Annotated in this window: 16 protein-coding genes; 3 read left to right on the top strand and 13 right to left on the bottom strand. The window is 65.5% G+C overall.

Features of this window, described 5'->3' with window-relative positions:
- Window positions 1-3: 3 nt before the first annotated feature.
- Both NGK62_RS12775 and NGK62_RS12770 read right to left on the bottom strand, forming a co-directional pair.
- A complete protein-coding gene (locus tag NGK62_RS12775) occupies window positions 4-1482 on the bottom strand; it encodes an AMP-binding protein (RefSeq protein WP_251878553.1) in 1479 nt (492 codons plus the stop codon).
- Entirely contained in the window at window positions 1479-2126 is a 648-nt protein-coding gene (locus NGK62_RS12770) for a thermostable hemolysin (RefSeq protein ID WP_223283353.1), read from the bottom strand. Before NGK62_RS12770 ends, NGK62_RS12775 begins: the two co-directional genes overlap by 4 nt.
- 108 nt (window positions 2127-2234) lie before the next feature.
- Between NGK62_RS12770 and NGK62_RS12765 the strand changes: the two genes are divergently transcribed.
- Both NGK62_RS12765 and NGK62_RS12760 read left to right on the top strand, forming a co-directional pair.
- The gene (locus NGK62_RS12765) at window positions 2235-2906 is read left to right on the top strand and encodes a response regulator (RefSeq protein WP_059376936.1); all 672 of its coding nucleotides are present in this window, start codon (window positions 2235-2237) and stop codon (window positions 2904-2906) included.
- On the top strand, window positions 2903-4273 hold the full coding sequence (locus NGK62_RS12760) for an ATP-binding protein (RefSeq protein ID WP_251878551.1): 1371 nt from the start codon (window positions 2903-2905) through the stop codon (window positions 4271-4273). Before NGK62_RS12765 ends, NGK62_RS12760 begins: the two co-directional genes overlap by 4 nt.
- A 17-nt stretch (window positions 4274-4290) precedes the next feature.
- Here the strand turns inward: NGK62_RS12760 and NGK62_RS12755 are convergent, their stop codons facing one another.
- Window positions 4291-5421 (bottom strand): MFS transporter, encoded by a 1131-nt coding sequence (locus tag NGK62_RS12755; RefSeq protein WP_251878549.1) that lies wholly within the window; start codon window positions 5419-5421, stop codon window positions 4291-4293.
- Window positions 5422-5513: 92 nt separating this feature from the next.
- On the opposite strand from NGK62_RS12755, the gene NGK62_RS12750 reads away from it, so the two are divergent.
- Window positions 5514-6281, top strand: a complete 768-nt coding sequence (locus NGK62_RS12750) for an AraC family transcriptional regulator (protein ID WP_059376929.1) — start codon at window positions 5514-5516, stop codon at window positions 6279-6281.
- A gap of 30 nt (window positions 6282-6311) precedes the next feature.
- Here NGK62_RS12750 and NGK62_RS12745 read toward each other — a convergent pair whose 3' ends face one another.
- The 10 genes from NGK62_RS12745 to NGK62_RS12700 form a co-directional block, all read right to left on the bottom strand.
- Window positions 6312-7664, bottom strand: coding sequence for a type II toxin-antitoxin system HipA family toxin (locus NGK62_RS12745; RefSeq protein ID WP_251878547.1), 1353 nt, complete (start codon window positions 7662-7664; stop codon window positions 6312-6314).
- A 4-nt stretch (window positions 7665-7668) separates the two neighbouring features.
- Window positions 7669-7929 carry a helix-turn-helix domain-containing protein gene (locus tag NGK62_RS12740; protein WP_054455917.1) on the bottom strand — a complete coding sequence of 87 codons (261 nt, stop codon included), beginning with the start codon at window positions 7927-7929 and terminating at the stop codon, window positions 7669-7671.
- Window positions 7930-8113: 184 nt separating this feature from the next.
- Window positions 8114-9334: a pectate lyase family protein gene (locus NGK62_RS12735; RefSeq protein ID WP_251878545.1), complete on the bottom strand. Its 1221-nt coding sequence runs from the start codon at window positions 9332-9334 to the stop codon at window positions 8114-8116.
- Between the two features lie 12 nt (window positions 9335-9346).
- Window positions 9347-11251, bottom strand: a complete 1905-nt coding sequence (locus tag NGK62_RS12730) for a Vi polysaccharide transport protein VexE (protein ID WP_059376922.1) — start codon at window positions 11249-11251, stop codon at window positions 9347-9349.
- Window positions 11244-12419, bottom strand: coding sequence for a KpsE/RkpR family capsule polysaccharide export protein (locus NGK62_RS12725; RefSeq protein WP_118932276.1), 1176 nt, complete (start codon window positions 12417-12419; stop codon window positions 11244-11246). The genes NGK62_RS12730 and NGK62_RS12725 overlap by 8 nt, the downstream gene beginning before the upstream one ends.
- Window positions 12397-13113 carry a P-loop NTPase family protein gene (locus NGK62_RS12720; protein ID WP_251878543.1) on the bottom strand — a complete coding sequence of 239 codons (717 nt, stop codon included), beginning with the start codon at window positions 13111-13113 and terminating at the stop codon, window positions 12397-12399. Before NGK62_RS12720 ends, NGK62_RS12725 begins: the two co-directional genes overlap by 23 nt.
- A gap of 9 nt (window positions 13114-13122) precedes the next feature.
- The gene (locus NGK62_RS12715; protein ID WP_353506917.1) at window positions 13123-14463 is read right to left on the bottom strand and encodes an ABC transporter permease; all 1341 of its coding nucleotides are present in this window, start codon (window positions 14461-14463) and stop codon (window positions 13123-13125) included.
- 7 nt (window positions 14464-14470) lie between these two features.
- The gene (locus NGK62_RS12710) at window positions 14471-15625 is read right to left on the bottom strand and encodes a polysaccharide biosynthesis/export family protein (RefSeq protein ID WP_251878539.1); all 1155 of its coding nucleotides are present in this window, start codon (window positions 15623-15625) and stop codon (window positions 14471-14473) included.
- Window positions 15626-15666: 41 nt separating this feature from the next.
- Complete coding sequence (locus NGK62_RS12705) at window positions 15667-17721, bottom strand: glycosyltransferase (protein WP_059376913.1); 2055 nt, start codon at window positions 17719-17721, stop codon at window positions 15667-15669.
- Window positions 17718-20198 (bottom strand): hypothetical protein, encoded by a 2481-nt coding sequence (locus NGK62_RS12700; protein WP_118932273.1) that lies wholly within the window; start codon window positions 20196-20198, stop codon window positions 17718-17720. The genes NGK62_RS12705 and NGK62_RS12700 overlap by 4 nt, the downstream gene beginning before the upstream one ends.
- Between the last annotated feature and the right edge of the window lie 2 nt (window positions 20199-20200).

The following is a 20200-nucleotide window of genomic DNA, read 5'->3' as shown; positions in this document are numbered from 1 at the left end:
GGTTTACACCGGAGAAAAGGGCCGGACGCTTTGGAACAGGTCCGGATGCTGTTGAAGAATCGCGCTTCGGCGGGGCCGTCCGTTGGCGGTAGCCATGCCCCCGTCCACCGAGAACTCGGCGCGCGCCTGAAGCCAGCGGCCAATGCGGGCGTAGTCGGGCAGCCGCTGGTTGGCCCGCGCTATGGCCGCGTCGATGGCCGCCGCCGAAGCCATGCCCTGGGGCCAGATCACGGCGCCCAGCTCGGCTTCGCCATCGCCGTACACGACTGCGTGGCGGATCTCGGGCTGATTGCCCAGTTCGATCTCGACCCACTCCGGCGAAACGTTGCGGCCGAAGCCCGTGATGAGAACGTTCTTTTTGCGGCCTTCTACATGCAGATACCCTGCTGGATCCAGGCGACCAAGATCGCCAGTCGGCCACCAATCGCCGGCCGTCGCCGGAACGCCGAGATAGCCAAGAAACGGCGTCCCGGCGATCTCGATCTCGCCGTCTTCGGCGATGCGGACTCGCGCATGCGGCAATGGCCGGCCCGCCGAGCCCGGCAAATCCGCGCCCGGCAAGTTCAGCGTCTGCACGGAAGCGGCTTCAGACAGGCCATATCCTTCGTAGGCGGGAAGACCAAGCCTGCGCGCCTGCTCCAACAATGGCGCACCCACCGCGGCGCCGCCCACAGCCATCAGGCGCAGTTGCGGTGGCGCAGGCGTCCGGGTTGCTGCCAGCCAGGCGGCGTAGGCGCGCAGCATCTGCGGCAGCACGATCACGCTATTGGCCTCGGACGCAGTCAGCGCCGCGTGAAATCGCCCGGGATCGAATTGGGAGGATCCCTGCAGCCCGACCTCCGCCAACCGCGATACGTGGATACACGCGCCTTCCAGCAGGGGCGCGTAGACGCCGGCGATGTTCTCCAGCAACACGGGCAAAGGCAAGGCAGTGAGATGGCTGCCGATGCCGATCCCGCGCGTGGCGTCGGCCAGGCCATGCGCGACATCCAGCATCTGGGCGCTGCCCAGACATACGCCCTTGGGCTGCCCGGTGGAGCCAGACGTGAACGTGATCTTGGATGTGCCAGCCGGCAAGGGAATCGCCGGAAAAGGCAGCAGCCTGACCGCCAGGCCGCCGAGCTGGGTGACTTCGGACACATCCATGTCGGAGCTTGCTTGCGCATGCCGGCTGGCCGGCGTCAGCAGCAGGCTGGCGCCGGCCGCGCTCATCGCGGCCTGCCGCTGCTCCGGCGTGAAGAACAACGGCAATGGCAAGTGCACGGCGCCCATCGCCAGGCACGCCAGATCGGCAACGATCCAATCCGCGCCGTTGTCCAACAGCGTCGCGACTACCCGCGGGCCATATGCAGAGAGCGCGTCCGCGCAAACCCGCACCCGCTCCGACAGTTCTGCATAGGTCAATGCCACCGATGAACGCAAGGCAGGTTGCAAGCGACGGTCGCCGCGCGTCAACGACGCAAGAAACTCCTGACCGGTCATGATTGAGACTCGCCGAATCGATTCAGAATAAGGCTCAGGCGCCCGGCAAATACCTGAGGATCATGTTCGTAGTAGTTGCCCCAGTCGCGCCGTTCGCCAGGATCCAGCCGCGCGGGCGTGGCGGCGGCCAGGGGCTGATGAGCCAGGCCCATGCGCGAGAACAGGTGGTGCAGTTCGGAGGTCAGGGTGCTGACCGCCCATTCGAAGCCCTGCTGGTGCAGATGCAGTGCCAGATGGGGCACCAGCAGCCGTCCCGCGCCCGGCCGGACGGCGGCGAACTGGCCCGTCTCGACGATGTGGCGACGGGCCACGGACAAGTCGCGCTGACGCAGGTACTGCTCCACCGGCGCCGAAAGATAGCGCTCCAGATACAGGGTTTCAGCCGCGCCGCGAAATCCTGCCGCGGCGAGGATCTGGCCTTCGGCCTGCAGGCTGACCAGGGTCGGCATCCAGTGCTTCAGGCGAGCGCCAAAACGCTGCCGGTAGCGCAGGTAGATATAGGATTCGACACAGCCGCGCTGCGGGTCGTCGTAGGGATGCACGAACAATGCCGGGCGGGGCCGCGCGAGCGGAGCCGTGTAAGGCCAATCGGTCGACTGTGGCGAGGCCTTGCGCTGCGGCGTCATGATTTCTGGTCGGTCCATTTGAAGCGCTTGCTTTAACGATGGCCGCAGCGTACGGGCCGAACCTTAACTCCAAATTAACCGCGCCTCGGTGGTAATCTCATCCAAGCCATTAGTAGGAGTTCTTGAATGCGAATTCTTATCGTCGAAGATGACCCGCTGATAGGCGATGGCCTCAAGAACGGCCTGCGGCTGCTGGGGTACGCGGTGGATTGGTTCGTCAGCGGTCAAGAGGGCGACCATGCCCTGCGCGCCGTGCACTACGATGCGGTGGTGCTGGATCTTGGTCTGCCATCCGAAGACGGGGTGACGTTGCTGACACGTTGGCGCCAAGCCGGAATCGACGTCCCCGTGGTCATACTGACCGCGCGCGACGCCGTCGAAAGCCGGATAGGCGGACTCGACGCTGGCGCGGACGACTACCTGATCAAACCCATCACGCTGGATGAACTGGCCGCCCGTCTGCGCGCCGTCACGCGCCGGCTGGCGGGCAAGCCCGAACCCGTATGGCGCCATGGGGACCTGGAGTATCAGCCGGCCTCGCATGAAGCGCGGTGGAAGGGACTGGCGGTGGATCTGACCGTACGCGAAGCACAGCTACTGGAGCTATTCCTGACGCATCCCAGCCGGGTGCTGACGCGCGATTTCATCCGCGACAAGCTCTACGACTGGGACTCCGACCTGGAAAGCAATGCCCTCGAGGTTCATGTGCATCATCTGCGCAAGAAGATCCATCCCAAGCTGATCCGCACACTGAGAGGCGCTGGCTACGCGCTGGGCCAGGTGGAGACCGAGGCATGACGCTGCAGCGCAGGCTGATCATTGCCGTGCTGCTGGCCGCTCCCCTGGCATGGCTGCTGACCATTGCAGGCACCTACTGGCGCGCCGCACACGAAATCAACGAGCTCTACGACACCGACATGCTGCGTCTGGCTGAGCAGACGCTTGCGGTCGCGGCCCTGCTTCCCCCCCGCGCCAGCATTCCCGGCCCGCTTCAAGCCCCCCACCCGCCGAACTCTGGAGACGCCAGCGGCAAAGACCTGTCCGTGGCGATATGGCGCGACGCAGGCGCGCCGCTTGTACTGGATGCCGAAGCGCTCCAATTCCCGCGCGACCAGTCCCAGGAGGGCTTTGTCGACAGTACGGTCAACGGCGTGCCATGGCGGATTTATTACCTCGCCAGCGACGACAAGACAACGCGCGTCGCGGTGGGCCAGCGCATCGGTGAGCGCGAAGATCTCATGGTCGCCTACATCGCAAGCCAGATCGCTCCCTGGCTGATCGGACTACCTGTACTCATCGCCATGCTCATTCTTTCCGTGCGCCGCGCTCTGCGGCCCGTGCGCATGCTGTCCCAGGCCTTGGAGAATCGCCGTCCCGATGACGGCACGCCGCTGTCCGAGGCTGCCGCGCCGGCGGAACTCAAGATTCTCGTGCAAGCCATGAATGACTTGCTGGCACGAGTCGCCAGTCTTATCGAACAGGAACGCCGCCTGACCGCGGACGCCGCCCATGAGTTGCGCACGCCGCTCGCCGCCTTGCGCGCGCAGTGGGAAGTGGCGCAGCGCGCGCAGGACGCAACGCTGCGAGCGGATGCCCAACGCAGCGTGGGTGCGGGGCTGGACCGCCTGGACCGGCTGGTAGCTCAGTTGTTGACGCTGGCGCGGCTCGACAGCAACGGCCCCTCGGGTTTTGACGACGCCGTCAACTGGAGCCTGGTGGCCGAGCAGGCGGTCGGTGACTGCCTCTGGATCGCAAACCGGCGCGACATCGAGATCGATATCGAATGGCCGGACGGAAAGGAAAACGCGCTTCCGACGGCCGGCAGCAACAATGCGCTGGCCATCATGCTGAAGAATCTGCTGGATAACGCCGTGCGCTATGGCCCGCGGCATACACGCGTGCGTCTGACGCTTGGCGCCCGCGCCATCCTCATCGATGATGCTGGCGCGGGCATCGCGCCCGAGGTCCTGCCACGGCTGGGCGACCGGTTCGTGCGCGCCGCCGGCAATGAAGAATCCGGCAGCGGCCTGGGCGTATCGATCGCGCGCCGCATCGCACACAATCATGGTCTGATGGTGCGCTATGACATGCGCGGCGCGGCTGCCGACTTTCCCGCCGGCCTGCGTGTTTCGATCCTGCGCCGTGAGAGCACCCAATCGACATGAGGCGCATGAGCCCCGCCTCAAGCGCCGGGGCGCCATTTCACGTGCACGGCGGCCGCCAACAGGGCACAGCAGCCCAACAATAGGTCCAGCCTTTGCCCCAGCCCCGCAAGAACCAACGCGGCCCCCAGCAGGTTGTAGTAGATCAGGCTCAGGATCGCGCCAGCCGTCCCCGCGGCGCAGGCATAGGCGCGCAAGGCATGGGCCAGGATGTTGGGTATCGCGATCGCGTAGGCCGCTGCAATCACGGCCATGCCGATGAGAAACGCCGAACTCCCGACAAGCGCGGCAACCAGCGCCGCGCCTAGCGCCATCAGACCGATACCCAGCAGGACGAGGCATTCGGACGCATACCCCCGCCGCAGCAGCGCCGTGTTCAGGAACGCGCCGCACAGCGACGCCGCGGCCAGCGCCAACCCGCTTTCGCCGAACCCCAAGCACGCATCCTGCAAGCGGGCGAAAAGGAATGGACCCAGCTGGTAATAGCCGAAAATCGCCAGGTTGAAAATGGCGATCAGCGCCGCGCTGCGCCAGATCGCCCGGTCTTGCAGCATGGCGCGCAGTGTCGGCCAGAAGGGCGCCGCCGCATGTGACTCCGGCCGGGTTTCCGGCCACAGCAACGCGCTGGCCCCGAGCAGCGCGACGGCGAGCAGAACCAGCGCGAGAAAGACGCCCTGGAGCCCGCCGGCCGCCGCGATCTCCTGCCCGGCATACATGCCGACCGCAGGGCTCGCGGCCAACGCCATTCCCAGAATGGAGAAGACCCGGGCCAGCGTCGGACCCTGATAGCTATCCCGCAGCGCCGTCTGCGTTACGATTGAGCCCGCGGCCGCACCGAAGGCGCAGATCAATCTGGCTGCGAGGAACTGCGTGAAATCGCCCGCCGCCATGGCCCAGCTCGCGCCCAGCGCATATAGCGCCAGCCCTGCCAGCAGCGCCGGCCGGCGGCCCCGGGAATCACATAGACGACCCCAGACCACCACGCCGAAGGCAAAGGCCACGAACCAGAGCGAGAGCGTCTGCGCAGCTTCCTCTGGCGTGGCCCGATAGGCTGTTGCGATCAACGGCAAGGCGGGGCTGTACATCGTCTCGACGATCTGCGGAAAACTCAGCAGCGGAATGACGAGCAGAAGAGGCGGACGGCGGGACATGGCGGTATCGGTAAACGGAGAGTCCGTTTTTTAGCCGGCCGTCGCCTTCGCCGTTGTAGCCAGGAAGACAAAAAGCATCGGAACTCGGACAAATGGCCAGGCTCGCACCCACCGACGCGTTCAACCCCGACACCATGGCCCAGCCGGTGACGGGCATCGCATCGCGCCTGATACGGCACGATTCCGGCCTGCATAGCCATGGCCGGGGCCAACTGCTCTTTGCTCACGCGGGCTCCATCCGCCTCGCAATGCCAGGGTTGATCGCGGTACTGCCTCCGATCCGCGCGGCATGGATACCGCCTGGAACCGAGCACCGCGTCATGATCCGCGGCGAAGTCGAGTACCGCTCGATCTATCTGGACACCGCGCGTATCGCGGCGCCCGCGGCCGCCGCGGCCATACTTTCGATGACTCCGCTATTGCGCGAGGTGTTCGAGCGCATCAGCCTGGAACCCTTTGACGCCGACTGGTCCCAGGGCGCGCCGTGCAACCTGCTGGCCGTGTGCATGGACGAATTGCGCGCGGCAAGACAGGAGCCCATGCTGCTGCCCGTGCCCACGGATCGCCGCCTGGCCGGCCTGAACCTGGAGGAACTGCCGCCCGAACTGGATGCGCTATCGCAACGCGTCGGCGCGAGCGCGCGCACCATCACCCGGATCTTCCAACGCGAAACCGGCATGAGCTATCAGGCCTGGCGACAGCTCTGGCGCCTGCTGCGCGCCGTGGATCTGCTGGCTGCGGGCCAGAGCGTGACCGCGGTGGCGTTCGATCTGGGCTTTGCCAGCGACAGCGCGTTTATCGCGTACTTCCGGCAGATGACGGGGGAGACGCCGGGGCGGTATGTACTCAACGAACGATGAATTGCAGTAGCTGCTACGCACGCGCCAAAGCTACGCGGCGAGCCTGTCCGCCGCCGCCTGCAAGCCGCCCAGTATGCCGTCCGCTACCGCCTGCGGAAATCCTGGCGGCAATCTGGCGCGGACCATGCGCACAGCCTCTGGCGTGCGCGCGATCAGATCGTCCACGACGAACTGGACTCCCTGGCCGTCCGGCGTCACGACGCCATGTCGCGCGCCCACCGTCAGCCAGTGGCGGCGCTGGATGTCGCGCATGCGCCAGTGTGGGTTCTTCGAGCGCACGGCCATCGCCATCTTCGCGCGGACAGGCGACAGTTTGCCTGGCCCTTCGCCCAGGATCGGATAAGCGGACAGCACGTCGTATAGCGGGGTAAGTTCATATGCCCCGCCAGGCCGCAAGAACAGGCTGAAGTTCTTCGCGTGGCCGTCCGTTGCGCATAGCATCCAGAACAGGACCTGAGCCTGGAAAAATGTCCGCCGGTCATGCTCTGCGTGGCGCGAGGTTTCGAGCAGACTCATAATGCGCTCGATGCCGGGTCCGCCATCCGCCTCGTACTTCAGGTGCGGCGGGGTGCCGGTGGCCTGACACATGTCTTCCTGCGGCAGGCGGATGAGACCACGGGCTCCGTCTCCGCCGTCCTGCCAGCGGCGGTCGAAACGTTCAACGGCGAGCACCTTCATGTCTTCGAAGCTCAGTACTTCCGTGCGCGCCACGGGCATGCCGTAGGCAGCCAGGATCTCCGAGCACAGCCATTCGTTTTCCACCGATTCGCTCAGGTCGAACTTCATATTGCCGACCAGCCCCAATGGCAACTTGAGGATGTGAGTCGTCGGCGTGGCGCCTTGGGGCAGGCACCATTGTCCGTCCATCCGCAGCAAGGCGGTCTTCTCTTGCGCACCTGCGATGGAAATGCGGAAATCATCCTCGGCGATGGTCTGGCCGCCGAGAAGCGCCGGCGCCGGCACGCTGCGCAACAGCTGCGCCACCTGGGCATCGTTCAAGGGCGAGGCTTGCACCGACGTCACGTCTGCAGGCGCTGTTCCCGCAGGCAGGATCTGCAAGGCGCCGGCGCAATCACGGCCGATCTCGGCAAGCAGGGCGAACGCGTCGGTCGATCCTGCCCGGAACCGGCGCGCAACCCGTTCGCGGATTTCCTTGCTGTCGGGCAGCAGGTTTTCGAAGTATGCGCGGACCATGTCGCCACGATGCGGGCCATTGCCCGGCGTGAAGGGCAGGGACAGCGACAATGGCCTGCCCGGCGCGGAGGCGACCCAGTCCTTGTCGTACTGCAGGACCTCGCCGGCGTGGGGTCGATTGCTCCACTCTCCGACATAGGTGCCATTCATCCATAGGCCCAGGATCTGCGCATGTGAACGTCGCCCCATGGCTTTACCAGCTGGGTTCGGATGTTGTTTCGGGTCCCGGCTGCGCCCCTTGCTGGCGCAAGACCATTTCGACCCCCAGGATGCTCAACAGCTGCAGCAGCCGGTCTGCGCTGACCTTGTCGGCATTGCGTTCCAGGGCGGACAAAGTCTGTTGTGTGACCCCAAGGCGCAAGGCCGTGGCCGCCTGGGTCAAGCCGGCCTCTTTGCGAAACCCCTGGAGCAAGGCCGGTAATTGTGTCGCGGTGCGTACGGTGAAATCCATAATACAAACCTCAAGCTGTATTTCAGATATACAAAGTCTAGGCTGTTAATCTGAAATACACAATGTGGTTTGTGGCTTTTCACAGCCTATGATTTGTATTCTCTAAAAACAAATCATAGGCTGTATTTCGCGAACAGCACCTAGCTTCAATCCGCATGGTCCGGCTCCGCTTCTGCGAACCGCGAGACTACTGGCCTGGAGACCCCCCGCAATCCGACCCGATCCTGGACACCGGCAACGGCGTGTCCCCGCCCGTATTTCCCGCGAACTTGCGGATCTTCTCCGCCAGCTCCGCCGTGGGCTTTTCATAGCCATAGCAATACGGCGGCGTCGGCGCAGCCTCGCGCCGGTAGTCCTGCAACACCGGCTTCGCGTCGCCCAGGTAAAGATTGTCCTTCAGCCGCAGGAAGGCCTTGTAATCGCGCGTATAACCGTGTTCGTCCTTCCGCGTCTCATAGGCGCCGCGGTCGGATTCGCCATTTTCCAGCGCGCTGCGCTTGGCGGCGACCGGGATGTAGTGGCAATAGTTCACGTTGATGCCTTCCACCGTGGGGAAGAACTCCGGCTCCACGCATTTGCGCTGCGCGGAGTTCTTGAAGATATTGCCTTCGACCAGGGCCTTGGCCTCCAGGCTGAAACTCATGCCATAGAAATCCCAATCTTCCAGCAGATTGTTGAACAGGTGGAAGGTGCCGAACTGCCCGCGCGGATTGCGCTGCACGGTGTTGAGGAAGTAGTTGTGGTGCAGCGTCACGCGCGCAATCGAGTCGCGGTCGTAGTTGGCGTAAAGGTTCTTCGACGTAATGTTGTTGAGCAACATGACCTTGTTCGAATTGTGGAACTTGGTCCATGAGATCGTGACGTCGGTCGACCCGTTCTTCACGTTCAGCAGCCGGTCCGACATCCGCGACAGATCCATGTGATCGACCCACACGTCACGGCTGTTGTTGGCCACGTTCACGGCCTGCGTAAGCCGCGACAGGCGTCCGTCTATCGTCAGGTGCGTGAGGATGACGTTCTTGCTGCCATACACGCCCAAGCCATCGTCGATCAGGGTGACGCGCCTGCCGCGCCCGTCTATCGTCGTGTTCGACGGCACGCGCAGCTGCGTATCCAGGACGATGGTCATGTCGGAGGCGAAGCGTATCCAGGTCGGTCCCTTCTTCGCCTGCGCCAACGCGGCGCGCAGCGTTCCGGGACCCGAATCCTGATCGGACGTGACGTCGATGAACTTGCCGCCCAGGCCGCCCGTGGCCCGGGCGCCGTAGCCCTCGCGCTGCTGCAGTAGCGCCGCGACGGACGGACAATGCTCGTCCGGGCTTTTGCACGTTTCAGCGGCGGTGGCCGTCCCGCCGTACGACATGGCCAGGGCAAGCAGCCAGCCCGCGGTTTTGATTGCAGCCTTCATCGGCACTCGCTCCTATTGCTGCGCGGACTTGTCCGCGGCCGTGACGTGGCGCCAGATGCCGCCGCTCAGGCGCAGGTTTTCCGGAGGACCGGCCAGATGCTCCCTGAGCCGTTCGAAATAGGCCTGCTGCCAGCGCAGGGAATACGCCTCGGCGTCCTCGCCAGGCTTGGCCGCGGGCAGCATCTCCAGCGTGTAGGCGACGCGGCCGTTCTCCCAGCGCGGCGCGTAGAACACCGAGGGCACGCCCATGCGATGCGCCAGGTGGGACGCGAAGCCGGAGTAAGTCACGTCCTGCCCTTCGAAGGTGGTGCGAGGCGCCGCCGGATTGGCCGCGCCGTCTATCGCCAGGCAGAGCACGTAGCCCGACGTCAACGCGCGCATGCAGGCCTTGGCGACCTGCGCCTCGGTCTGGTCGGCGGTGGAGATCAGCGCCGCGGAGTAGCTGCTCTGCGCGATGCTGGGCGCGGTCGCCAGCCAGCGCGACGGGATGCCCACCAGTTCCAGCGCCATCAACCCGGCATACATGGGGCCGACGTGCGCGGTGGCGACCACCACGCCCTTGCCGCCCGCCAGCAGCGGCGCAAAGAAGCGCTCGCCGGTATCCAGCTCTCCCAGCACCTGCATGGCCTCTTCGACGCTTTCCTCGCGGCATTCGAGCCAGTCGAACAGCAGGTGGTCCACCAGATGGCCCCAGCGCGCGCGGCGCTCCCATTGCGCGCGATCGATACTGGTGTCGCCGCGCATCGACCAGGCCCAGTCCAGGCGCGCCTGCGGGATCGGTGCGGTGTGCAGCCGTTCCTCCAGCTGCGTCATGGCCTCCTGGAAGGTCGCCGGCAGCCGCTGGCCGCGTTGCGCCACGTACTGCCCGAAGAGCGTCTCGGCCTCCTGCTTGCGGCCCGCCTGCGACAGCGCGCTGATGGCCGCACGCTGCCAGAGCTGCTTTTCGGGCGACTTCTCCAGCAAATGCATCATCTGGTCGGCCGCCGCGTCATACTGCAGCGTGTAGCGCAGCGCGCGCGCATAGAAGGCCCGCGTCTGCTCCAGATCCGGCGCCAGGTCGATGGCCTGCTTCAACGGCGTCAGGGCTTCCTTGTAGCGCCCGGCGCGCAGCAGGGTCTCGCCATGCAGCGTCAACAGCCTGACATCCGCAGGCGCCGCGCTCAGACCGGCCTCGAAGTGCGCCAGCGCATGTACCTTGCGGTCGTCTTCGGTGCCGCGCCGCAGATGCGCCAGACCCAGGGACGAACGCAGGACCGCGCAGTCGTGGCCCGCGCCCAGGGCCGCGTCGCCGAAGGCGATGGCGGCCGCCACCCTGCCGTCATCCAGCAGGGCGCGCACGGCCATCGTCGCCACGCGCTCGTTGGGCAGCTCTCGCGGGTCCAAGGCGGCGGCCATGCCTGCCGCCTCGGCCGCATCGCCATTGCGCACGAAGGCCATCAGCCAGGGGTAGGCTTCGCCAGGCTCGTTTTCCGCCAGGTTCCTGGTCGCGCGCGCGACCTCGGCAGCCTCGGCCACGCGGCCGGCCTGCACGCGCAACTGGATGCGCGCCGCATGCAGCGCCGCCGCGCCGGGCTCGATGCCTGCGGCGGCGTCCGCCTCGGCGATGGCGCGGTCCCATTGCTCCGTGCGCCCGAACAGGCTGGCGAGCAGGCGGCGCTCGTCGGCGCGCGCAGGATAGACCGCCACCATGATCTCCAGCGCAGCGATCGCGGCAACCAGTTTGCCTTCCCGCACCAAGGGCGAAACCAGCAGGCGGCGGGCATCGCGCCAGCCCTCCGCAGCCTCGCGCAGCGCCGGTTCCAGCATGGACATGTCGTTCAGCGGCTCGGGCGAGGAGTGAATCTGCCTGATCACGTCACGCAAGCGTGCCGCAGCCTCAGTACCAGCGGGACGATCCGCAATTGCCGTATCAACCATGACGCAATCCTCTCAACAACGCCCACGCCACGCGAGCGATGAACATCAGCACAAAACCCAGCGCCAACGCCTGCAGCAGCAGGATCCCCGTGCGCGGACTGCTCGGGCGGTCCGTGGGCACCGGCTGCGCAATGATGGACAGGTAACGCTGCAGCCGCAGCGTATCCGTCATGGCCTGCTGGTAGGTCTGCTGCGCCAGGGTCAGGTTCGAGTCCGCGAAAGCCTGGGCGTTGCGCAGCGCCTCGTAGGACTTGAGCTGTTTCGCTTCCGTGTTGCCCGCGCCACTCAGGCGCTGACGCACGGCCGCGATCCGCTTCTTCAGGGAAGTCACCTGCATCTCGGCGGGCCGCAGCATGAAATGGTCCTTGTTGCCCAACGCGCGGATCTTGTCGAGATTGATCTGCGCAGTGTTGAGCTCGCCTTCGAGCTGGCTGGAGAGGTTCAGCAGCATCGTCACCGTGGCCGTGGGATCGATGTTGCCGTGCGTGGTTCGCCATGCGGTCAGCGTTTCCCGGGCGGCCAGGGCCTTCTGCTCCGCGAGCTTGACCGCTTCCTCGCTCACTTTCAGCTTGTCGGCGACGCCTTTCTCGTTCATCGAGCTGACGAAGCTCTCGGCCAGCTCGATCAGCGCCCTGGACAGCAGCGCGGCGTCCTCCGAGGAAAATGCGCTCACGCGCAGCACGTCGATCTGCTCCAGCGCATTGAACGAGACCTTGACGGAAGCCCGGTAGGCGCGGAAGAGATCGTCCTCGCTGGAGTCTTCGGCCAGGTGATTCACCGGATCCAGGCCCGCACGGATCAGGTACTGGCGCAGGCCGACCTTCTTGTCCAGCTGCTGCATGGCGTCGCGCGACTTGAGGAAGTCGGCGACCGCCCAACCATCCACGAAGCCGCCCAGCATGCCGCCCGCGTTGCCCGTGGTCAGCAGGCTGGCCGCGGCCCCTCCGCCGCCTTGCTGGCCCGAGGCCGACTGCACGAAGAAGCGCGACTCCGCCTCGTAGCGCGGCGTGGCGAAGAGCAGCAGGTAGACCAGGGCGCACGCGACCGGCGCCAGCACGATGAGCGTGTTGATCCAGCGGTGGCGGCGCCGCTCGCGCAGCGCCGATTGCCGCTCGCCGCGGCGGCGTTCGATTTCGGACCGGCCTTCAGAGGCCGATTCCGCCCTCATCGAAGCCGCCTCCGAGGACGTCGTCGCCTGTGCCGGATTCGCTCCTTGATCGTCGCGGGGGGAACCTGCGGATGCACTGGTCGAGGTCGTCTTCGATGCTGAGTGCGCTTCGTTCATAAATCAAACCCTTGAAGCAATAGTCCGCCAACTGATTCTGGCGGTAACTGGAAAGAATGAGTGTCCGGCCGACCAGGCGCTCTTCGAACAGAGCCAGCCACAGGCGGGTGAAACGGCAAGGCTCGAAAGGGATGGCCCCTTCGATCACGTAGACATCGAACGCCGGCGCCAGCGCCAGCGCGAAGGAAAACTCCTGCCGCGCGTAGAGCGGCCAATGCTCCATGGGCTTGGCCAGGGTTCTGGGATCGCTGACCAGGTCGGCGACCAGTTCGTGCGTGGCATCCGCGTCGATCTCGTACATCTCGCTGACGAAGTCGATCATGCTCAGGCCGTTGGCCTTGCCGCGGATGAAGCCCTGGCGGCCTATCGCCCAGGACACGTTGCCATCGTGCTTGACGAAGCCCTGGCGCGGCGGCCGCAAGCCGCACAGCACATCGACGATCTGGCGATGCAGTTCCGGCGCGGGCGACAGCAGCGCATAGCGCCCGACCGGAATGTCGAGATCCACGTTGGAAAGCAGCGCCTGCCTGCTGCCGAATGCATAGGGCTCGTCAGTGACGCCATTGAGATGGATCATCTTCTTCCCTCACATCGGCTGGACATTGGGACGGGCCAGACGCTCCGCCGCCAACGCAAGCACCATCATGAAAACCAAAGAGGTCAGGAAGTACCCGAGACTCGCATCATGCGAGGTGTAGGCCTCGAAGTACGCGGAACGCAGCAGCTGCATGCCATGCGCCAATGGCAGCCACAGCATCCACGGCCGCAGGTTCTCCGGCAACTGCTCCGACACGAAGAACACCGCCGCGAAGATCTGCAGAAAGCGTTCAATGATCGGCGCGAGCCTGAGAAAGAAATGCCAGTAGGTCGCGATCGATCCGAACAGCACGCCCAGCGCGGCCCCGAAGCATCCCATCAGCATGACAAAAAGCAGGAAGCCGGACCAGCTTTTCGGCAAGGTCACGAGTTCCAGCGCATGACCGGCGCTGATCAGCACCAGGAACACCACCAGATACACCGACACATAGATGAACGCCTGCACCAGCGCGCACATCAAGGGCGTGACGCCCTGGAAGTTCAGCAGACCGCGGGCTGACACGTAGGCCGTGCTGCTCCTGAAAGCGATCTGCCGGAACATGATCCAGGTCGTCGCGCCCAACAGCGAGAACGTCTGCACGTCCATGCCCATGATGTAGTGCGTGCCCATCAGGATGTACAGCGACGAAATCAGCGTCAGCAGCACGACCGGGCCCACCAGCGCCCATACCAGGGCGATCCGGCTCTCGCCATGCATCACGCGCAGCTGGTAGATGAACATCGCCAGCAGCGTGCGCCCGACCGGCCGGACCTTCACGGAATGGCTCGGATCGTGCCCCTCATGCAGGCCTTGCAAGCGGGCTCGCAATATCGCGAGATCGCCAGCCTCGTCCTGCGGTACTTCGACCTCCAGCGCAATGTCATTGCGCGAGGCGTGGCGGCGCGCTTCGCGCGCCTCGTCCTGTTTGCGGCGCTCCACGCGCCGCGCGTGCGCCGCGGCCAGGCGCTCGTCTTCGGCCACCAGTTTGGCTGGCATGTAGCCGGGCACGAACACTTCGACGCCATCGCGGATATCCATTTCCAGCAGCCGCACGATGACGCGCAGGCGCCGGCGCGAAAAATCCGCCAGCGTCTCGTCGACGTCGCTGCGCGCGATCTCCGCGTCCAGTTCCGCCTGCACCGCCTCGTACACCGCCCGCCGGGCAGCCACGGAATCGTGCGGCTCGCCCTGCAGGCGCGCGACCAGAGGCTTGAGCAGGACGGCCGGCGTGGCCCTTGCTTCAAACAATGCCGCCGGATCCAGGCGCCAGGCCGCGACGCCGGATCCTACTGCGTAGCTACTTTCCTTACGGCGCGAACGCCAGCCCTTGATCCTGTCCTCGTTACTCATCGACACGCTATTGGCTTATGCCGGACGAGCCGCCCGAATCGCTGTCAATGGCGCGCGTGGCGCTGAAGCCGGCGCTCATCGTGACGCGGAACGCGGACAACACCTTCTGCACCTGCGTGAACGGCGCATCCGAAATATAGATGGCCTGGCCTTCCTGCACGGTGAATTCTCGCGCCAGCGCCACTTGCTCCGGACGCGTCAGATCGAACTGGTAGACCACCGGCAACAGATCCGGCTTGCCCTCGGCGCCAGCCTTGGCGGGCGTGAACAGGAACACGGAACGCGGATCCGCCAGCTTGTCGTCCAGGCCGCGGGAATCCGCCAGCGCATCCAGCACGCTGTAGTTGCGCTTGCTGATGGCCACGCGCCCCTGGGTGCCGGCGGCGCCCAGCACGGTCAGGTACTCTTTCGAGTCATAGGCGGTGATGACATCGCCCGCGCGCAGCAGGATGTCGTTGTTCTGGTTGCGGTAGATATCCGACAGCCGCACCGACGCCACCTGGTTGTCGCGGCGCAGGCTGATGACGAGCTGCTCGGGGTTCGTCTGCACCGGCGCGGCCTGGGCCAGCGCGCTGCTCAGGCGCTGCGAGGTCTGGGTGATGGGATACATGCCGGGCTTGGTCAGGTTGCCCTGCACCGTCACCATCTGGCCGCGCGCATCCGCGGCGCGCGTCACGCTGACGTCGGCGCCCACGACGAGCCTGGCCAGGCGCGCGACAACGGCGTCATGCAACTGCGCCAGGGTCATGTTGGCGGCATGGAACTTGCCCAGAATTGGGAAGCTCACATTCCCCGCCGGGTCTATCTCCTGGTTTCCCAGGTCGCTCACGCCGGACGGATCCGCCGCGAACACGCCCAGCCCGCCGCGCTCCCATACCTTCACGTTGATGCCGTCACCGGGAACCAGGCGGTCGAATCCGGCCTGCGTGAGATCGCGGTAGCGCACGGGAAAGTCGGCCACGTCGGGCACCCGGCTGGCCTGCACCAGTTCGCGCGACACGGGCATCACGATGACGTCCTTGTCATAGTGCGCGCCCGTCATTTCGCTCAGCATCGGGCCGGAACGGGGCAGCTGGCACCCCGCGAGAGTCAGCGTGGCAAGAACCACCATGGTCAGGGCTGCTTTGCGCCGCAGCCCTGAACCCGGGACGTACATATGCATAAGATCCTTTCGTTTGCGCAGCTTGATCGGTTGGACGCCAATCAGGCTTGCATCAGGCGCATGGGCTCGATATCCATGCGTTCGTCGTTCTCGGACACCACGGGCATGCACAGGCCCATGAACTTGGTCAGCATGGCATCGAGCGAGAACAGCTTCTGCGCCCGGTGACGGCTGTGGTCCCTCAGCTGCTCGTTGCTGCGCACCTGGTCCACCATGGACGCGACTTTCTCGCATGCCTCGTGCAGGTCCGGGTGATCGACGCAGCTGAGCAGGTGGCCGGTCTCGTTCTCCACAAAGCACTCGCCGGCGCCGCCAGCGGGAGTCGAGATCACCGGCACACCCACCAACTGGGCTTCGATCAGCACGTTGGGCAAGCCTTCGTAGCGCGACAGCAGGACGCTGGCATCCATTTGCGAATACCAATAGCCCACGTGGTTGGATAGACCGACCAGCAACAATCTGTCCGTCACGCTCAGCTCTTCAGCCAAGGCCTCGATGTTCTCGCGCAGGCGTCCGTCGCCGACGATGACGAAGCGCGCCTGCGGCCTGTCCTTCAGGTACATCGCCGCCAGCTTGATCCATAGCTGTGGCCGCTTGTCCGGCTCCAGGCGGAACACGCCGCCTATCGTCTCGGTGGCATCGTTCGTGCTTTCCTGGAAGGCTTTCCACTTTTCCTCATCCACGGCCGAGGCGTCCGTCGACAGATCGGGCACGCCGTTGTACAGGATGTGAAAGCGCGTGATCGGGATGCCCAGCCATTCCGAATAGGCTTCCGCGGCCTTGCAGCTGTTGCTGACGAAAACCACCCCCGGCACCTGGGCCAGGGCCTGGTAGAGCTCGGGATATTCCTCGCGGAAGCGGTCCTTGCGGATGTTCGGCGGCAGTCCGCGGAAGACCAGATGTATGGTCGGAGCGCCGGCCAGCAGCGCGGCCAGCGCGCCGAACAGGCAGGTCCCGTCCTGCCACAGGCTCACCACGTCGAACGGGTTCTCCCGCAGCACAGGCGTAAGCCGGGTCACGCCGTAGTGCACCGGAGGCGGCAACTGCTCCAGCAGACGGCTCAGGCTGCCTTCGGGCACGGATTGATGAGACACCGAAACGGCTGGCAGCTTGTTGATTTCCGTGACCGGGATCTGTGCCTTCACCAGCACCGGCAGGAAGAAATCCAGCCCCTGCTTCTTGGTGGAGCCCGCTGGCTCGGTGTGCTGCTTGACCATGACTTCGACTTTCTTCGGCATCATGATCACGTCGGCCGGCCGGCGCTCGGGGCACTCGGCCAGGCGTGTCAGTTCGCCCGCAAGCCGCGTCAGCTGGCGCTCGGCGCCGCCGGGCCCGAGGCTGCCCGTCACCAGCGCGACCGACACCGGCTTCTCCGCCGACTGATCCACGATCTTGCGGTCGCGGAAGTGCAGGATCGCATGCTTCATCGACACGATCCTGACATCCTTGCCCACCAGCCCTTCTTCCGATTCGAAGCGTTGGTAGAAGGCGTAGTCGCTGGCCAGGTCGTTGGCCAGCTCCGCCGCCTTGCTGCCGGGCGTCAGGTGCTTCATGACGGGCGCGATCGCATCGAACGCGTCGGCCAGCAACCCGCGCTTGCGCAGGCGCTTGGCGAACTCGACGCGCATGTTGCGATCGGTGTTCTCGGAAATCAGCCGGCGAAAGAGTTCGTCGGACTGCTCGTGCGCACGGATGTCGCTCAGCAGCTTGGCCCGCGCGAACAAGCGATTGGGGTTCTGCGTCGAGGGCGGAAGATGATGATCGACCAAGGCCAAGGCCTCATCGATCTTGCGTTCCTTCACCAACCGAGTCGCGCAGTAGCGCACGATCAGGAAATCGTCCGGGCACTCTTGCAACAGCGTGGCCCACTGCTCGGCCATGCCTTCGTTCAGGCCCGCCGCCTCCTTCAGCCTGAGCAGCAGGAAGCGGACCTTGGAATCGGCCATGTGGTCGCGCGCCAATTCCTGGGCGCGGGGCAGGTTTTCCTGGGCGACTTGAACCCGCACCGACGCCGTGACGATCTCTTCCAACCGGGCTTGCACCGCTTGCAGATCGGATGCAGCCTCCGCTCGCTCGGTAGTCAATGGGGGATTCATGCTGCCTTCCTCCGGTTGATCTTCTCGATCCACACGAGGCAGCGTTCGATGTAGTGATCGAACTGCGCCGGATTCTCGGAACGTTCCTGCAGCTTGCGCCAGTACGGCAGGGCCTGTTCGAAGCGATGCAGGCGCATGGCGCCCACGGCGGCCAGGCGCAAGCCGATGGGATCTTCCGGAACCAGCTTCAGGATGCGCTCGCCCAACGCCAGGCGTTCGGTCGTGCTGGCCGAATCCAGCGCACGCGCTTCGGCGTACAGCACGGCGATGATGCGCCGCTTTTCATGGTCGACTTCCGACATGCCGGGCCAGGACTGCGCGACGCGCTCCAGCAGATTCCAGGCCGCCTGGTGATCGCCGGAGGAAAGAATCTCCCGCGCGCCGCGGATGGCGCGGGGTCCAAGCCTGCCCAGCTGGCGCTGCGCTTCGTCCTTGGCGCCCTGGTCCGCGCCGGCATGGTCGAGCACGGTCTTGTAGGCGTCGATGGCCTCGCCATACCAGCCGCCGTGGAAGGCCACTCGCGCAAAATGCAGCTGGGTGCTGAACGAGGCGGACTCGCCGGCGGCAGCCTGCTCGAGGTGCCGCATGGCGGTCTTCTTGTCGCCCAGCGCATCGGCCGCGCGGCCGCGCATGGCATGCAGCTCCGGGAAATCGATCTGGCTGTCCAGCGCGATGTCGGTAAGGTCGATGACTTCCTTGTGATTGCCCGCCACCAGCGCGGCCCGCACGCCCAGGCGCATCGCGCGCTCGAAGGCGCGCTGGGCGCGCACGCCGGCCAGCGCATCGGGAGTCAGCAGGCGGTGCGCGCAGATGCGCTCCGCGGCATCGCGCAGGCGTCCTTCTTCCAGCGCGCGGTTGCCTTCCTCGGCCCAGGCTTGCGACTGCGAATTCAGCCAGGCGACGATATCTTCCTGCTCGCTGCTTGCCAGCTTGCACGAAACCGCCAGCGTGGCGGCGGCCATGATGCCGCCGCGCCACGAAGCTTCCTTGACCAGCTCCAGCGCGTCGACATCATTGAGCGCGGGCGATTCGGACGCCAGGTTGCGCAGTCCGGCGCGATCGCCGGCCAGCAGCCGGTCGCGCCACAGCATGGCGAAGCCGCGCCCGTACGCAGGCATGGCCGCGCGGACCTCGTGGATCCAGCGTATGGCGGATTCCATGTCACCGCTGGCCTGCAGCAGCGCGAGCACGGTGTCGGCGGCTTCCACCGCGACCGCGTCTTCCGGGGAAGAGATGCGGAACAGCTGCTTCCAGTTGCCCAGGGTCTCGTCCACATAACCCAATTGGCCCGCGGAAATCGCCGCAATGCGCACGATTTCGGGGGTTTCGATCTCATCGCCCAGCAAGCCGGCAGCCAGCGAGTACGCCACGTCATGGCGTCCCAGCTTGAACTGGTTGCGCATCAGGATCTGCTCTGCCTTGCTGCCGGACGCCACCGCGCCGTCGGCGCTGCCCAAGAGCGCCAACGATCCTTCGTAGTCGCCCAGTTCTTCCTGGATGCGCGCAAACAGCAGCGTGTGGTCGGGCAGGCCGGGATGGCGGCGCAGCACCTCGCGCACGCGGCGCGAGGCTTCGCGCAGTTCGCCCGAATCCCAGAGCTTCTCGATGCGATCGGCGCTTTCGTCGGCGGAAAGCTTGGGCGCGGAGGGCTGCGTCGTCGACGCATCCAGGCGCGGACGCATGTAGGTCTTGAACCACTCTGCGCACAGGCGCTCGGCGAAAGCCGGCGTGTAGTGGGTCAGGTCCAATCCGCCATTTTCCATGGCCTCGGACTGGCCGATCTTGTTCATCAGCGGCGTCGGGTCGTAGCAAGGCACGCCGATGCGCTGCGCGCTGACGAGCACCGCGGCGATCAGTTGCTGGCGTTGCTCGATGGGCGCGTTGTCCGGCGTCATGGCATTGACGTGCGTGACAAACACCACTTTGTCGCGGCCCAGCAGATCGACCAGCTGGTTCATTTCCTGCTCGATCTCCTCATCCGTCTGGTCGCGCTTGACGATACGGGCGAGCAGATTGCGGTCGTCCGGCGTGAGCGCCTTGAAGACCGGCTCCTGGTCCAGCAGCGCACGGCGCTCGGCCAGACGGTCGGCGTGGGCCATGGACCAGAACATCCGGGTGCGCGTGCGGTCGGCGAAGAACTCGCTGAAGTAGCGCACCAGGTAGTTGGACTGTATCGGGTAGCCGTCTATGGTCAGCAGCTTGCGCGAAGACAGTTCGACCACGTAGAGGTCAGCCGGCTTGTGGGCGCCTTTGCGCGCCTGCTCGCCATTCGAAGGCCGGAAGATCACGCGCTGGACGTCGGCAGGAATGTCGCCCTGGCCAAACATGAATCGCGCCTGCTGCAGCGCCTCGGCGCTGGTGTGCACGAAACCGTAGTTGCGCCCGAGTTGCAGCTTGATCGGGTAGCGGCCCACGGCATCGCGCAGCGGCGTATGGATGCGGCAGGTTCCAATCGGAGCGGTGGTAAAAGCAGCCATTC

Origin of the sequence: Achromobacter sp. Marseille-Q4954 (genome assembly GCF_943737025.1) — a bacterium.
GTDB classification, from domain to species: domain Bacteria; phylum Pseudomonadota; class Gammaproteobacteria; order Burkholderiales; family Burkholderiaceae_B; genus Achromobacter; species Achromobacter bronchisepticus_A.
This window is presented reverse-complemented; position numbering and strand designations above follow the sequence as displayed.